The 14,011-nt window shown below is 59.6% G+C and carries 16 protein-coding genes; 8 read left to right on the top strand and 8 right to left on the bottom strand.

All coding sequences use genetic code 11. The features are described from left to right. The first annotated feature begins 7 nt into the window (after window positions 1-7). The 8 genes from DNK50_RS28350 to DNK50_RS28315 all read left to right on the top strand — a co-directional run bounded on the left by DNK50_RS28350 (window position 8) and on the right by DNK50_RS28315 (window position 6,061). Window positions 8-706: a PspA/IM30 family protein gene (locus DNK50_RS28350; protein WP_099584643.1), complete on the top strand. Its 699-nt coding sequence runs from the start codon at window positions 8-10 to the stop codon at window positions 704-706. Window positions 707-804: 98 nt separating this feature from the next. After that, a complete protein-coding gene (locus DNK50_RS28345) occupies window positions 805-1,365 on the top strand; it encodes a rhomboid family intramembrane serine protease (protein WP_099584644.1) in 561 nt (186 codons plus the stop codon). 72 nt (window positions 1,366-1,437) lie between these two features. After that, window positions 1,438-2,472 carry an ion channel gene (locus DNK50_RS28340; RefSeq protein ID WP_112196859.1) on the top strand — a complete coding sequence of 345 codons (1,035 nt, stop codon included), beginning with the start codon at window positions 1,438-1,440 and terminating at the stop codon, window positions 2,470-2,472. Beyond that, window positions 2,459-3,133, top strand: coding sequence for a DUF2491 family protein (locus DNK50_RS28335; protein ID WP_099584646.1), 675 nt, complete (start codon window positions 2,459-2,461; stop codon window positions 3,131-3,133). Before DNK50_RS28340 ends, DNK50_RS28335 begins: the two co-directional genes overlap by 14 nt. A gap of 15 nt (window positions 3,134-3,148) precedes the next feature. Next, window positions 3,149-3,577 carry a DUF350 domain-containing protein gene (locus DNK50_RS28330; RefSeq protein ID WP_099584647.1) on the top strand — a complete coding sequence of 143 codons (429 nt, stop codon included), beginning with the start codon at window positions 3,149-3,151 and terminating at the stop codon, window positions 3,575-3,577. An 18-nt stretch (window positions 3,578-3,595) separates the two neighbouring features. After that, window positions 3,596-4,309: a DUF1190 domain-containing protein gene (locus tag DNK50_RS28325; RefSeq protein WP_112196858.1), complete on the top strand. Its 714-nt coding sequence runs from the start codon at window positions 3,596-3,598 to the stop codon at window positions 4,307-4,309. A gap of 12 nt (window positions 4,310-4,321) precedes the next feature. Continuing rightward, on the top strand, window positions 4,322-5,479 hold the full coding sequence (locus DNK50_RS28320) for a glutathionylspermidine synthase family protein (protein ID WP_099584649.1): 1,158 nt from the start codon (window positions 4,322-4,324) through the stop codon (window positions 5,477-5,479). Between the two features lie 336 nt (window positions 5,480-5,815). Next, on the top strand, window positions 5,816-6,061 hold the full coding sequence (locus DNK50_RS28315) for a hypothetical protein (protein WP_112196857.1): 246 nt from the start codon (window positions 5,816-5,818) through the stop codon (window positions 6,059-6,061). Window positions 6,062-6,350: 289 nt separating this feature from the next. Here DNK50_RS28315 and DNK50_RS28305 read toward each other — a convergent pair whose 3' ends face one another. From DNK50_RS28305 to eat, 8 genes are all read right to left on the bottom strand, one after another. Further along, on the bottom strand, window positions 6,351-7,127 hold the full coding sequence (locus tag DNK50_RS28305) for a S24 family peptidase (RefSeq protein ID WP_112196856.1): 777 nt from the start codon (window positions 7,125-7,127) through the stop codon (window positions 6,351-6,353). Between the two features lie 214 nt (window positions 7,128-7,341). Next, entirely contained in the window at window positions 7,342-7,869 is a 528-nt protein-coding gene (gene ppa / locus DNK50_RS28300) for an inorganic diphosphatase (protein WP_003176323.1), read from the bottom strand. A 108-nt stretch (window positions 7,870-7,977) separates the two neighbouring features. Then, window positions 7,978-8,793: a zinc-dependent peptidase gene (locus tag DNK50_RS28295; protein WP_112196855.1), complete on the bottom strand. Its 816-nt coding sequence runs from the start codon at window positions 8,791-8,793 to the stop codon at window positions 7,978-7,980. A 6-nt stretch (window positions 8,794-8,799) separates the two neighbouring features. After that, on the bottom strand, window positions 8,800-9,456 hold the full coding sequence (locus tag DNK50_RS28290) for a DedA family protein (RefSeq protein WP_112196854.1): 657 nt from the start codon (window positions 9,454-9,456) through the stop codon (window positions 8,800-8,802). 280 nt (window positions 9,457-9,736) lie between these two features. Beyond that, the gene (locus DNK50_RS28285; protein WP_017528964.1) at window positions 9,737-10,195 is read right to left on the bottom strand and encodes an N-acetyltransferase; all 459 of its coding nucleotides are present in this window, start codon (window positions 10,193-10,195) and stop codon (window positions 9,737-9,739) included. A 92-nt stretch (window positions 10,196-10,287) separates the two neighbouring features. Continuing rightward, window positions 10,288-11,121: an ethanolamine ammonia-lyase subunit EutC gene (gene eutC, locus DNK50_RS28280; protein ID WP_112196853.1), complete on the bottom strand. Its 834-nt coding sequence runs from the start codon at window positions 11,119-11,121 to the stop codon at window positions 10,288-10,290. Beyond that, window positions 11,118-12,512, bottom strand: coding sequence for an ethanolamine ammonia-lyase subunit EutB (locus DNK50_RS28275; protein ID WP_099584655.1), 1,395 nt, complete (start codon window positions 12,510-12,512; stop codon window positions 11,118-11,120). Before DNK50_RS28275 ends, eutC begins: the two co-directional genes overlap by 4 nt. Before the next feature lie 52 nt (window positions 12,513-12,564). Continuing rightward, window positions 12,565-13,998 (bottom strand): ethanolamine permease, encoded by a 1,434-nt coding sequence (gene eat / locus DNK50_RS28270; RefSeq protein ID WP_112196852.1) that lies wholly within the window; start codon window positions 13,996-13,998, stop codon window positions 12,565-12,567. Window positions 13,999-14,011 lie beyond the last annotated feature (13 nt).

The raw sequence follows: 14,011 nt of genomic DNA, 5'->3' as shown, positions 1-14,011 counted from the left end.
GTATCCAATGACTCAGTCCATATGGAGCAAATTGTTCACCGCGCTGCGTGGCGGTGCCAACGAAGTCGGCGAATCGATCGTCGACCAACAAGCCCTGCGCATCCTCGATCAGGAAATCCGCGATGCCGACACCGCGCTGGCCAATGCCAAGCGTGAGCTGGTCAGCATCATGGCCAAGCACAAATTGGCGACTGATCGCGTCAGCGAGTACGACGCCAAGATCAAGGACCTGGAGTCCAAGGCAGTGGCTGCCCTGCAGGCCAACCGTGAAGACCTCGCCCTGGAAGTGGCCGAAGCCATTTCGAGCCTGACCAACGAGCGGGATGTCGAGCATAAGCAAGCTGCGGAGTTCGGTGGGTATGCAGAAAGCATGCGCAAGGACATCACCAAGGCCGAAAGCCGGATCAAAAGCCTGCGTCAGCAAGTGGATATGGCCAAGGCTCGCGACAGCGTACAGAAGGCGCAGGTCAGCGCCTCCATCGCCAGCGGCGGCGCCAACGGCAAGCTGGAAACCGCCGTCGGTACGTTGAATCGTTTGCAGGCCAAGCAACAACAGCGTGCCGCTGAACTGCAAGCCCAGGATGAGTTGGTTGAGGCGTCCACGGGGACCGACCTTGAGCGCAAGCTGCGCGACGCAGGCATCACGCCGAACGAAGGCAGCGCCAATGCGATTCTGGAGCGTCTGAAGCAAAAGTCGACCGAGTAGGCGAAGGGCTAGCACGGTACCTGAGGCGAGGGAGCAGTGATCTTCCTTAACGAACGGGCATTTATTCTCAACCCTTCTCTATTTACGGCGAGGTCAGAATGGATGCCCTGAAGGGGTTCAAGACAATCGCAGGCGTGGCCCTTTTGATGGTCGCGCTGCAGTTGTTCAATGTGGTGACCGGATACAGCCTCATGGCGTTCGGCCTTGTCCCAAGAACGCTACATGGGCTGTTCGGCATCCTCGCCTCACCGTTTTTGCACGGCTCGTTTGCCCACCTGAGCGCCAACCTGATTGCCTTTTTGGTATTGGGCACCCTGGTGATTCTCGAAGGGCTCAGTCGGTTCGTAACCGTCAGTATGATCATCATTGTGCTGGGCGGCTCGCTGGTCTGGCTGTTCGGTTTTGCGGGTATCCACGTAGGGGCCAGCGGTTGGGTATTTGGGTTGTGGGCGTACCTGTTGTCTCGCGCCTGGTTTCACAGGAGCTGGAGCAACCTGATAACGGCCAGTGTCGTGGCGCTACTGTACGGCGGCCTGATCCTTGGATTTCTTCCTCGTCAGGGTGTTTCCTTTGAAGGGCATCTCTTTGGTGCATTTGCCGGATTTATTGCAGCCAGGGTACTTCTCTCCAAACCGCGCAGCAGGTTTAATGCCGCCTGACCGCACTTGAGCATCCAGACGTCGAGGCGATGGCGTCATCAGGAATCAAGTACCCAGGGAGCCAGGGACTAAATGTCGATTTTTCTTTTGTTGCGCATGTACGCCTCCTCTCTCTTTCACCGCTTCGGCTGGGCGGGTCTGGTGGTTGCCTTGGGTGTACACCTGAGCACGGCCTATCTGGGCCTGCTGTACCTGGGCGAACAGCACCTCACGGCGCCCGCCACCTTTGTTTACTTCTATCTCACCACCACGCTGACCGTCGGCTACGGCGATCTCGCACCGCAGACCTCGGCGGGGCGCGTGTTCGTGGCGACCTGGGTGATGCTCGGCGGCATTGCGCTGCTGACGGCAGCCATTGGCAAAACCACCAGCAGTGTTATCGATGCATGGAGAAAAGGCATGAAGGGCAAAGGCGATTTCACCGGAAAGGTCGGCCATACCGTGCTGATTGGCTGGGAGGGCGCGTCCAGCGAGCGCGTCATTGAGCTGTTGCTGCAAGACGAAACCTCGAACGACAACCTGATCGTCATTTGCGACTGCACCCTCGAAGAAAACCCGATGCCGGGCAAAGCCGCGTTCATCCGCGGTGAAAGCCTGTCCTCCACTGCGTTATTGCAGCGTGCCGGCGTGCCCGGTGCCGAGCGTGTGCTGGTACGAACCCCGTCTGACGATCTGACCCTGGCCACGGTGCTGGCGGTGAATCAACTCAGTCCTGTCGGGCATGTCGTCGCCCATTTCAATGAAAGTGAAATTGCCGCGCTGGCCAGCTCCTATGCGCCGAGCCTGGAATGCACATCCAGCATGGCCATCGAAATGTTGGTGCGTGCGTCTCAGGACCCAGGCTCCTCGGTGGTCATCAATGAGTTGCTGTGTGTAGGGCAGGGAGCCACCCAGTACCTGATGAAGTTGCCCGACGCGTTTGAAGCCACCTTCGGCGATCTGTATAGCCAACTGAAAGAGCAGCACAACGCCACCCTCATCGGCTATCGCGCCAAAGACGCCCAGCAACCGTCGATCAACCCGCCCAACGCCACACGCATTGAAGGCGGTGAACTCTTCTACATCGCCTCCACCCGCCTCAAGGAAATCTCCAATGGGATGGTTTAAACAGTTGATGGGGCTTGAGGCCCCGCAAGCGACTACACAATCGAAAGGCGCCGCCGCCGAACCCCTGCCGACCACCGGGCCGCTAGGCCTGGCACCGGGCAAAGGCGTGATATTCGACACAACCCTGAAGTTGTTGCTCGACGGGAAAACCACGGTGGTTATCCCTGGCTCCCAGGAAATCTGGAGTAACGGCACCGTTGACCTTGGGCAGTCGACCTGGCTGTCGCGTTATTACATGAATGACGAAGATTACTGGCTGCAGGTGCACACCACGGGCGAGATCGCCGGGCAGGTCGAGTCCGTGATCCTGTTCAACTACCGGAGTTACGTCACGCTCAGCAGCGAAGCTGAATTGCGTCGGCTGGCGGGGTCCCAGAGCCTGATCGGGTTGCCGACCTACACCCACAACGGCGTCGAATACGCACGCGTGTGGGGCAGCGAGGATGGCCAGACGGAATTGGTGGCCATGAGCGAGCACGTAATAAACCCCGAGGACTCCTACAGCGTCGAGCACCGCTCGATGCTATACGCCCGTGACACCGGCCTGACCGATCGACGTGAGTTCCTGCTGTTTTCCGTCGAAGAAGACGCCGAAGGCACCGTCAGCCTGAGCACCTCGCTGGGCATTTCGCTGTACACAACCGACTTGAATGCGCTCTAAAAAAGGAAGAAGTCCATGTTAGAAGCTCTCTCCATCTCCCTGAACAAAGCCGCCGTGCTTGGTTTTGTCACCTACCTTCTGGGCGCGGCGGTGCTGTTCGCGCTGTTCCAGTTCATCTACACCCGCATCACGCCGCACAAGGAGTTTGAACTGATCCGGGCGGGCAACGTGTCTGCGGCGGTCGCCCTGGGCGGTGCCATCGTCGGTTTTGCCATTCCGGCCAGCAACGTGATTGCCTACTCGATCAGCATCCTCGACTTCGTCGTCTGGGCAGTGATCGCTGCTGTCGTCCAACTGTTGGCGTTCCTGCTGACCAGCCTGGTGCTCAAGGGCACCTCCGAGCGCATCAAGAGAGGTGAACTCGCAGCGGGTATCTACGTCGCCGCCGTGGCCATCAGCGTCGGCATGTTGAACGCCGCGTGCATGACGCCTACCCAGAACTGATTGCCCACGGAGCTCCCGATGAAACGAAGCAAGTACGTCCAGCTTTCGCTGGCAGCGTCGGTCGCGATGGCGATATCCGGCTGCGGGCCGACCGAAAAAACCTACGATTTGCAGAAGAAGTACAACTTCCAGTCGGTTCAGCAGTGCGCCGATGAAAAACTCCCGGTGGACGTCTGCTCGGACGCCTACATGACGGCCATGGCTGAGCATCGCCGCATTGCGCCGGTGTACGCCAGCCAGGTCGATTGCGATGCCGATTTTGTCGCCGGCTGGTGCCAACTGGACTCCAATGGCCAGTTCATTCCCAAGCTGGGCGGTTTCGAACTGACCGCCGAAGGCCAGGTGACCCAGTCCCAGGTCGATGCCGCCAATGCTCAAGCGGGCGGCTCCCAGGCGAACGGCGGCGGCTCCGGCTTCTCCACCAGCAGCCTGCTGACCGGACTGCTGATCGGCAACATGCTGAGCAACAACCGCAACAGCTACCGCTCCGAGCCGGTGTACCGCTATCGCGATGATCGCGGCGAATACGGCAACTCGACGCTTAATCAGCGTGTGTCCAATGGCGCGACGTTTGGCCGCTCCAACCAGGTCCGCTACGGCAGCAGCAACTACACCAACACGCTGCGCAGTTCCAGCAAGTCCAGCTCCGTTGCGTCGGCCACCTCCCGTGGTGGCTTCGGCAGCAAGGCCAGTGCACGCAGCGGCTGGGGCGGCGGCGGGTCGAGCAGTTAAGGAAGGCGGGCCATGAAGAAGATCCAATGTGCAGAACGTCATGACTGGAAACAGACCGCCGACAGCCTCGGCTTCCTGTTCCACACCATTGACGACGAACCCTACTGGGACGAAAGCGCGTACTACCAGTTCACGCTCAAGCAAATCGAGCACGACCTCGAAGACCCGACCACCGAGATCCACGACATGTGCATGGACCTCGTCGCCCGCGTGGTCCAGAGCGAAGAACTGCTCGAGCGCCTGAGCATTCCCGCGCCCTTCTTCGACATGATCAAAACCTCATGGCTCGAAGGCCACCCGCACCTGTACGGGCGCATGGACTTCTCCTACAACGGCACCGGACCTGCCAAGCTGCTGGAACTCAACTACGACACACCGACCAGCCTCTACGAGGCCGCCGCGTTCCAGTGGGGCTGGCTCGAGCAATGCATCGAACGCGGCCTGCTGCCCAAGCATGCCGACCAGTTCAACAGCATCGACACCAAACTGCACCAGGCTTTCGCCCAACTGCAGGTCAACCAGCCGTTCTACTTCGCCTCGATGAAAGGTTCGACCGAAGACAAAGGCACCACCGACTACCTGCGCCTCGTCGCGGAAAAAGTCGGCATCGAATCACGCCATATCGACATCGAAGACATCGGCCTGACCAGCGAAGGCCGCTTCGTCGACCTGGAGGATCGCTGGATTCCGCACCTGTTCAAGCTGCACGCCTGGGAGTTCATTTTCCACGAACCTTTCGGCGCCGCCATTGCCGAGAGTGACACGCAGTTTTTCGAGCCAGCGTGGAAATCGATCCTCTCCAACAAAGGCATCCTGCCGCTGCTGTGGGAGTTCAACAAAGGCCACCCGAATTTGCTCGCGGCCCACCTGGATACCGAACCGGGTAAAGCCGTGCCGAAGGGCTGGGTGCGCAAGCCGTTCTTCTCGCGGGAAGGGGCAAATATCGAACTGCAAACGGCTGATGGGCTGATCGTGAAAGAGGATGGGCCCTACACGGATGCGCCGTTTATCCTTCAGGAGTTCGCACCGCTGCCGCGGTTTGGGGACAGCTATACGCTGATTGGGTCTTGGGTGATTGGTGATCAGGCGGCAGGGATTGGGGTGCGGGAGGACAATAGTCTGATTACCAAGGATTCGAGCCGGTTTTTGCCGCATTTGATATTGGATTGAGGTTGGAGCTTAAAGGGCCAGCAGGGCTGATCCCTTTCATTTGCAGGACGTTTCCGAGAGAATCCCAACCGCATTGCGTCAGCGGGAATGCGTGACTAGGCTGCGATCCGTCACTGCAAATTCAGTGATCGGGTTTAGTCGCCCTTACCTCGCTAGGCGCATGCGCCATCTCAAAGACAGGTGTCTTCTCACCTGCACTTTATGGTGGCTGTGCGCAGGGCACCCTCGGGTGCGCCGGTGCCTAGCGGCCGGTCGACTAACCTGCGTACAGCCGCCACCTCTGATTGTTTAGTCGCGAAAGGACGGTGGTAATCACTTACTGCTAGAGGTTTTGCTATGGATAACGTTATTTCGGATTCACAGTCTTCCCGTGCAACCAATCCATTTGTCGTAAATGAAGAATTGAGCTTTGAGGATGCCTGGGGGCGTGTGGCTGAGCTGCTGCAGTGTGCGGTGGCTACGTCGCAAGTGCTCGGCGAGCCAGTGGGTGCGCCGCAAAGGGCGGTGATGCATTTGGTGGAGATGGCGAAGATGGTGGCGGATCGGGCTGTAGAGTGTATGCAGCCCGCGTCGGGCGACTGAGAGAGCAGGGTGTAGCAGCCCGCTTTTGATTACCCAATTGTCCAACAGCTGTTGGACAATTGAGTCGCGATACTTATCAGACATTAAAAAGCCGGCTTGTGGCCGGCTTCTCGGGGACTGCCTCAGCTTGTTTTTGACAAACCTCAGCAGCCTTCAAATCGCTCAGCCCACATTGCGTCGGGCTGAATAGTAGGGGCATCCGCGGGAACTCCTCCGCTTCGCCGAGCAAGGTGGATAGCCGTAAAGCCACCCCCTGCCAAATGTGCGGCGCATGATACCCACATTCACTTCAATTGCCCACCTCCGGTTCCGATTTAGAGCCTTCCCAGCCCAAAAGATGCTCATCCAGCGGCACCGGCGGGCGGCGGTTGTTGAGGGTGGACCACCAGAATACCCAGCCGACGATTTTGAAGTTCTGCTCGAACCGTTCTTCATGGTTGAGGTATTCATCCGGGTGTTCGCCGGCGTTGTGGCTACGCATGCGCAGGCCGCCGCCGGGGCGGTTGTAGAGGTATTTGATGCGCAGCATGCCGTCGTGTTCGACGGCGTAGATTTCGCCGTCGATGATCTGGGTGCGGCCTTTGTCGATGGCGAGGGTGGAGCCTTGTTGGATGATGTCGATCATGCTGTTGTCGACCATGTAGGCGCCTACCGCGCGGTCGGGGTTTACGTTGAGAATTTCGAGGGTGTGCAGGGCGACACGGATGCGTTGGGTTGAGGTGAAGGTGGGGTGGAGGGGAATCTCCACGTCGATTTTTTCCGGTGGGCAGGCGGGGCCTGTGAGGTATTTGCCGCTTCCTTCGCGGGTGGTGGGCAGTCCTTTGCGTGTTTCCGGGCCTTCGAGCAGGAAGTTGGCCGGAGGGTGTTTGGGGCCTTCACCGTTGCGCAGCCAACGGCTGGAGACGCAGAGCAGTTCTGCGATCTCGTTGAGTCGGCCCATGGGTACGCCGCGCTTGAACCAGTTGTTCACGTGTTGAGGCGTGACACCGCGGTTCTTGGCGAAGTCTGAAGCGGAAAGATGAACTTCCCGCAATAGCGCTTTTAAACGATCACCTGATGTATTCATAAACGCAGAGTTTACTGGCCGAAAAAACTAATCAAATAAACCATGCGTTGAATTGCACGTGTAGGTTTTTACTTAGTTGTAGTCGGATCTTTCGGTAGGAGCGCTTAGTTGAACGCTGCGTACTAACTGTTGAACTTGTTGTTTAATTTTTCCCACAAAAAAAGCCCCGAATGATCGGAGCTTTTTTGATTGCCGGGGCAATGATGAGTCAGTGTCAGCCTTTGTAGGCAGCGACCGACTTCATGATCTCGGCGCGGGCGGCGTCTGCGTTGCCCCAACCGTCGATCTTCACCCATTTGCCTTTTTCGAGGTCTTTGTAGTTCTCGAAGAAGTGCTTGATCTGTTCCAGCAGCAGTGGCGGCAGGTCAGTGTATTCCTTCACGTCCACGTACAGCTGGGACAGCTTGTCGTGGGGTACCGCGATAACTTTGGCATCGCCGCCGCCGTCGTCGGTCATGTTCAGGATGCCGACTGGGCGAGCGCGGATAACCGAACCTGGGGTAACCGGGTAAGGGGTTACGACCAGCACGTCGAGGGGGTCACCGTCGTCAGCCAGGGTGTTCGGGATAAAACCGTAGTTGGCCGGGTAGAACATCGGGGTGGCCATGAAACGGTCAACGAACAGGCAGTCGCTGTCTTTGTCGATTTCGTATTTGATCGGCGCGTGGTTGGCCGGAATTTCGATGGCGACGTAGATGTCGTTCGGCAGGTCTTTGCCAGCCGGAATCTTGCTGTAGCTCATTGGGCGTTGCCCCCGTAGTTGGCCATATGACATGGCCGGATTGGCCTAAAAGTGGCGGCGATTATAGGCATATTCTGACGGCGATGCCATGCGCCAGACGTCGTACGGTCATTCGTCTTGCGGCTGATAACGCGGGTCGTGGGCTTGCAGGAGGGTCAGGCGGGCCAAGGGATCCTGGCGGTAAAAGCGGCTGAGTTGGGCGTATACCTGTGGATAGGTGCTGACCAGTAAATCCGGGGCGCTGAAAAAATATTCACTGGTGACGGCAAAGAATTCCGCCGGATTTTCCGCGGCGTAGGGGTCGATCTCGGTCTCGGCATCCGGGTTGGCGTCCAGTTGGCGATTCAGGTCGTCGTAAGCGCCCTGCATCACGCTGGCCCACTCCTGCACGCGCATGTCGCTGTGCAGGGGCGGCAGGCCATTGGCGTCGCCGTTGAGCATGTCGAGTTTGTGCGCCAGTTCGTGGATTACCAGGTTGTAGCCTTTCCACTGGCCGCTGGCGAGCACGCCGGGCCAGGCGAGGATCACCGAGCCTTGTTGCCAGGCTTCGCCGCTGTGTTCGCCGTCCCACTCGTGTTCGATGCCGCTGCTGTCACGATGGCGCTGGGGGCTGAGGAAATCGTCGGGGTACAGCACGATTTCGTGGAAGCCCTGGTACCAGTCGAGGTCGCCGAGGTTCATCAGCGGCAATTGCGCCTGGGCGGCCAGCAGCAGGCGTTGTTCCTGGTGCAGTTCGACGCCGGGCAGGGCGGTCAGGTGTTTTTCGGCGAGGAACACCACGCAGGCTTCGCGCAGCCACTGGTCCTGCTCGGCGTTGATGCCGTCGAGGAAGGTCAGGTGGTGGCGCACCCGCTGCCAGGTGTCATCGGCAATCGGGTGCTTGGCCAGCAGGCGCCGGCGACGCCAGGCGCTGAGGGACCACATCGCAGGTCAGTGCGGCTTGGCTTCGGAGGAGGTGCGGCCAAAACGGCTGCGGAATACCCCGATGATCATCGGCACCAGGGACAGCAGGATGATGAACACCACCAGCAGCGACAGGTTTTTCTTGATAAATGGCACGTTGCCGAAGAAGTAGCCCAGGGTCACCAGGCCGCCGACCCAGAGGATGGTGCCCAGTACGCTGAAACCGAAAAAGCGCGGGTAGGGCATTCTCGCGATGCCGGCGACGAACGGCGCAAAGGTGCGCAGGATCGGCAGGAAGCGCGCCAGGGTCACGGTTTTGCCGCCGTGCCTGTCGTAGAAGTCGTGGGTCTTTTGCAGGTAATCGCGGCGGAAGATTTTCGAGTTCGGGTTGCTGAACAAGCGTTCTCCGGCAGTTCGCCCGATCACGTAGTTGGTGCTGTCGCCGAGGATCGCCGCCAGCATCAACAGGCCGCCCAGCAATACCGGGTCCATGCCGCCACCTGCAGCGATGGCGCCGGCGATAAACAACAGGGAATCACCCGGCAGGAACGGCATGACCACCAGGCCGGTTTCGCAAAAGATCACCAGAAACAGAATGGCGTAGATCCACGGACCGTAATTGGTTACCAGCAGGTCGAGGTAGACGTCGAGATGCAGGATAAGGTCGAGCGGGTTGAAATCCATGGATGGCACCTGTGTGAATAGCCCGGCTCAGCAGGCTTGTGCGGAAGCTCGGGTTAATAAGGCTACAAGTGTATGCCGCATTTCTTACAACCCTGAAGGGTCCGCATTATACGGATTGAGAGGTGAAAAGCCTGTTGGTTTTGTAGCGGGGGATGTCGCAAAGCCAAATGTGGGAGGGGGCTTGCCCACGATGAGGGCGTGTCAGTTATAAATAGTCTGACTGGTACGCCGCTATCGGGGGCAAGCCCCCTCCCACAATGGGTTTGCAGTGTTTGGGGGCTCAGTCTTCGCTGATCGGCAAGGTGTAGTTCTTGAACTCCGTGTCCTCGCGAAACCCGATCGACTCGTAGGTCTTCTGTGCCACTTCATTGTCACTGCTGGTCGACACCCGCAGCCGCACCGCATGCGTCTCCTTGGCCATCTTCTTCGCCGTGCGCATCAGGTTGTCCGCCACCAGTTGGCGGCGTGCGTCCTCGGCCACATAGATGTCGTTGAGTATCCACACCCGCTTGAGCGACAGCGACGAAAAGCTTGGATACAGCTGGCAGAACCCAAGCAATTTCTTGTCATCATCATCGGCCAGCGCCAGGTAGATCACCGATTCCTTGCGGCGCAGGCGCTTTTCCAGGAAGGCCCGCGACGAATCCGGAAAGGGCAGCGCCCCGTAAAACTCGCGGTATTTGACGAACAGCGGGGTCAACAGGTCCAGGTGTTCCAGGGTCGCTTGAGTAATCCGCATGCCAGGCCTCAACTTCCAAATGGGGTATGACCACACGCGCGGCCGTGACTTGATGCTGCCTAAAGACGCCAAAAAGCGCAATCGTGCCGGGATCAGTCCTCGGGTGGGCTGAGCAGGAAATTTCCTTTCATCAGGTCCGTGTCGTCGGATTCGATGGTCTGCACCTGCGCCTCATCCTTGAGGTTGACCCCCGACAGCTGCCGGCGACAGGCCTCTCGCATCAAGTACAGCAGGCGATGGGCCGCCATGCCATAACTCAAGCCTTCCAAGCGCACATTGGAGATGCAATTGCGATACGCATCCGTGAGGCCGACCTTGGGGTTGTAAGTGAAGTACAGCCCCAAACTGTCCGGCGAACTGAGCCCTGGCCGTTCGCCGATCAGGATCACCACCATTTTGGCGCCGAGCAATTGGCCAATCTCATCCGCCACGGCAACGCGGCCCTGTTCCACCAGAATGACGGGCGACAAGGACCACCCTTCGGCGTGGGTCTGTTCCTCCATGCGTGTCAGAAACGGCAGCGTGTGTTTATGCACCGCCAACGCCGAAAGACCATCTGCCACCACCACCGCCAGGTCCACGCCGCCAGGGTTGGCCGACGCATGGTCGCGCAGGGCCTGGGCTGACTCATCGCTTAAACGTCGCCCCAGGTCCGGGCGTTGCAGGTAGCTGTGCCGGTCACTGGCGGCACTATGCAGTAACAGGCTGTCGCGTCCGCGTTCGGCCAGTTGGCTGCTGATGCCTGCATGATCGAAGGGCAGGTGCACCGCGTCCCGCGCCTGGGCGTGGGCGAACTGAAAATCCAGCTGGGCGTTAGTGGGAATGCTGGTGCCAGTACGGCCGAGAGCGATGCGCGCCGGGGTCAGGCGGCGCAGTTCCAGCCACGGGTTGTCAGGCAATTCTGGTTGCACGGTCGGCTCCTTCATCCCAATTGCGCCAAGGCTTGGCGAAACGCCGGTGGCAGGCTATTGCCGAAGCGTACCTTGCCGTCGGCCTGCGTGAAGATGCCCATTTTCGCCAGCCATTGTTCAAACTCCGGCGCCGGTTTTAAACCCAGTGTCTGGCGGGCGTACAGCGCGTCGTGGAACGAGGTGGTCTGGTAGTTGAGCATGATGTCGTCGGAGCCGGGGATGCCCATGATGAAGTTGATCCCGGCCACGCCGAGCAGGGTCAGCAGGGTGTCCATGTCGTCCTGGTCGGCTTCGGCGTGGTTGGTGTAGCAGATGTCGCAACCCATCGGCACGCCCAGCAATTTGCCGCAGAAGTGATCTTCGAGGCCGGCGCGGATGATCTGCTTGCCGTTGTACAGGTACTCGGGGCCGATAAACCCGACCACGGTGTTGACCAGAAATGGTTTGAAATGCCGTGCCACGGCATAGGCCCGGGTTTCGCAGGTTTGCTGGTCGACGCCAAAGTGCGCGTTGGCCGACAAGGCGCTGCCCTGGCCGGTTTCGAAATACATCAGGTTCTGGCCCAAGGTGCCACGGTTCAGGCTCAAGCCCGCGTCGTAACCTTCCTGCAGCACGTTCAGGTTGATGCCGAAACTGGCATTGGCCGCCTCTGTCCCCGCAATGGACTGAAATACCAAATCCAGCGGCACGCCCCGGTTGATCGCTTCGATAGAGGTGGTGACGTGGGTCAGCACACAGGCCTGGGTGGGGATTTCGTAGCGCTGGATGATCGCGTCGAGCATCTCCAGCATGGCGCAGATCGAGGCGATGCTGTCGGTGGCCGGGTTGATGCCGATCATGGCGTCGCCGTTGCCATACAGCAGGCCGTCGAGAATGCTGGCGGCGATGCCGGCCGGTTCATCCGTCGGGTGGTTGGGTTGCAGGCGGGTCGACAGGCGCCCGCGCAGGCCCATGGTGCCGCGAAACTGGGTGACTACGCGGATCTTTTGCGCTACCAGTACCAAGTCCTGCACGCGCATGATCTTGGAGACGGCCGCGGCCATTTCCGGTGTCAGCCCCGGCGCCAATGCGCGTAGGGAATGTTCGTCGGCCGCATCACTGAGCAGCCAATCGCGCAGCCCGCCGACGGTCAGGTGGCTGACCGCTGCAAACGCCGGTTTATCGTGGGTGTCGATGATCAGCCGGGTGACTTCATCGCTTTCATAGGGGATCAGCGCTTCTTCCAGGAAGTGCTTGAGCGGGATGTTCGCCAGCGCCATTTGCGCCGCGACGCGCTCGCCGTCGTTCTGCGCGGCGACGCCAGCGAGGAAGTCCCCGGAGCGTGCCGGGCTGGCCTTGGCCATCACGTCCTTGAGGCTGTCGAAGCGGTAGGTCTGTGCACCGACCGCGTGGGAAAAGCTTGCCATACAGTGTCTCCTTGACGACGCGAGCAGTTGCCCGCGTCGAGGTTTACGGCAGTTAGTGCAAGGCGGCCTCTGCGGCCTGGATCGCCGCGAATTCCTCTTCGGGCGTGCCTGCTACCAAGTGATGCCGGCTGTAGAAAGCAAAGTAAGCAATTAATACTCCATAGATGATCGCGGCGCCAATCACCACCCGCGGATCCACCAAAAAGCCCGCCACTACGGCCACGCAAGCCAATACCAGCGCGACACCGGAGGTAAAGATGCCTCCCGGTGTGCGGTAAGGACGTTCCATTTTGGGGCGACGAATGCGCAGGGTGATGTGCGCGGCCATCATCAGCACGTAGGAAATCGTCGCGCCAAACACGGCCACCAGGATCAGCAGATCACCCTGGCCGGTCAGCGACAGGCCAAAACCGATGATGCCGGGGATCACCAAGGCCAGTACCGGCGCCTTGCTTTTGTTGGTCTGGGACAGTTTGCGCGGCAGGTAACCGGCGCGGGACAAGGCGAAGATCTGCCGTGAATAGGCATAGATAATCGAGAAAAAGCTCGCGATCAGGCCCGCCAGGCCCACCAGGTTGACGAAGCTGCCCATCCAGGTCGAACCGCCGTAGGACAACGCCAGTGCTTCAACCAGCGGGTTACCGGATTTGATCAGCGCATAGGTCCCGGCGCCACCGGGGGCAATCACCAGGATCAACAGGGCAAAACTGGTCAGCACCACAATGGCGCCAATCAGGCCGCGAGGCAGGTCGCGCTTGGGGTTCTTGGTTTCTTCGGCGGCCAGTGGCACACCTTCAACCGCCAGGAAAAACCAGATCGCATAGGGGATCGCGGCCCACACACCGACGTAGCCGAAGGGCAGGAAGGTGCTGGCGCCCTTGGCCTCGGTCACGGGAATGTCCAGCAGGTTGGCGACGTTGAAGTGCGGCACCATGGCCACCAGGAACACGCCCAGGGCAATCGCGGCGACGGCGGTGATCACGAACATCAGCTTTAAAGCCTCGCCAACCCCGAAAATATGGATGCCGATAAAGATGATGTAGAACGCCAGGTAGATCATCCAGCCGCCAATGCCGAACAGTGACTCGCAATAGGCGCCGATAAACACGGCGATGGCGGCGGGGGCAATGGCGTATTCGATCAGGATCGCGGTGCCTGTCAGGAACCCGCCCCAGGGGCCAAATGCACTGCGGGCGAAGCCGTAGCCACCGCCAGCGGTAGGAATCATGGAAGACAGTTCGGCCAGGGAAAAACACATGCACAGGTACATGGTGGCCATCAGCAATGTAGCGAGGAACATCCCGCCCCAACCCCCTTGGGCCAGGCCGAAGTTCCAGCCGGCGTAGTCGCCGGAGATCACGTAGGCAACGCCAAGGCCAACTAACAGCACCCAGCCGGCGGCGCCTTTTTTCAGTTCGCGTTGTTGGAAGTAATCGGTGCCGACTTTTTCGAAGTCGACGGAAGAGCCAGTGGGTTCGTTAGGCATGGGAAAGTACCTT

Source organism: Pseudomonas sp. LG1E9 (genome assembly GCF_003290225.1).
GTDB lineage: Bacteria > Pseudomonadota > Gammaproteobacteria > Pseudomonadales > Pseudomonadaceae > Aquipseudomonas > Aquipseudomonas cyclaminis.
The sequence above is the reverse complement of the archived record's forward strand: the minus strand, read 5'-3'. Positions and strand labels throughout refer to the sequence as shown.

What these genes read in the sequence shown, in the direction of transcription:
- DNK50_RS28350 (WP_099584643.1), top strand. Translation starts at nt 8, where the DNA reads ATGACTCAGTCCATATGGAGCAAATTGTTCACCGCGCTGCGTGGCGGT.
- DNK50_RS28345 (WP_099584644.1), top strand. Translation starts at nt 805, where the DNA reads ATGGATGCCCTGAAGGGGTTCAAGACAATCGCAGGCGTGGCCCTTTTG.
- DNK50_RS28340 (WP_112196859.1), top strand. Translation starts at nt 1,438, where the DNA reads ATGTCGATTTTTCTTTTGTTGCGCATGTACGCCTCCTCTCTCTTTCAC.
- DNK50_RS28335 (WP_099584646.1), top strand. Translation starts at nt 2,459, where the DNA reads ATGGGATGGTTTAAACAGTTGATGGGGCTTGAGGCCCCGCAAGCGACT.
- DNK50_RS28330 (WP_099584647.1), top strand. Translation starts at nt 3,149, where the DNA reads ATGTTAGAAGCTCTCTCCATCTCCCTGAACAAAGCCGCCGTGCTTGGT.
- DNK50_RS28325 (WP_112196858.1), top strand. Translation starts at nt 3,596, where the DNA reads ATGAAACGAAGCAAGTACGTCCAGCTTTCGCTGGCAGCGTCGGTCGCG.
- DNK50_RS28320 (WP_099584649.1), top strand. Translation starts at nt 4,322, where the DNA reads ATGAAGAAGATCCAATGTGCAGAACGTCATGACTGGAAACAGACCGCC.
- DNK50_RS28315 (WP_112196857.1), top strand. Translation starts at nt 5,816, where the DNA reads ATGGATAACGTTATTTCGGATTCACAGTCTTCCCGTGCAACCAATCCA.
- DNK50_RS28305 (WP_112196856.1), bottom strand. Translation starts at nt 7,127, where the DNA reads ATGAATACATCAGGTGATCGTTTAAAAGCGCTATTGCGGGAAGTTCAT.
- ppa (WP_003176323.1), bottom strand. Translation starts at nt 7,869, where the DNA reads ATGAGCTACAGCAAGATTCCGGCTGGCAAAGACCTGCCGAACGACATC.
- DNK50_RS28295 (WP_112196855.1), bottom strand. Translation starts at nt 8,793, where the DNA reads ATGTGGTCCCTCAGCGCCTGGCGTCGCCGGCGCCTGCTGGCCAAGCAC.
- DNK50_RS28290 (WP_112196854.1), bottom strand. Translation starts at nt 9,456, where the DNA reads ATGGATTTCAACCCGCTCGACCTTATCCTGCATCTCGACGTCTACCTC.
- DNK50_RS28285 (WP_017528964.1), bottom strand. Translation starts at nt 10,195, where the DNA reads ATGCGGATTACTCAAGCGACCCTGGAACACCTGGACCTGTTGACCCCG.
- eutC (WP_112196853.1), bottom strand. Translation starts at nt 11,121, where the DNA reads ATGAAGGAGCCGACCGTGCAACCAGAATTGCCTGACAACCCGTGGCTG.
- DNK50_RS28275 (WP_099584655.1), bottom strand. Translation starts at nt 12,512, where the DNA reads ATGGCAAGCTTTTCCCACGCGGTCGGTGCACAGACCTACCGCTTCGAC.
- eat (WP_112196852.1), bottom strand. Translation starts at nt 13,998, where the DNA reads ATGCCTAACGAACCCACTGGCTCTTCCGTCGACTTCGAAAAAGTCGGC.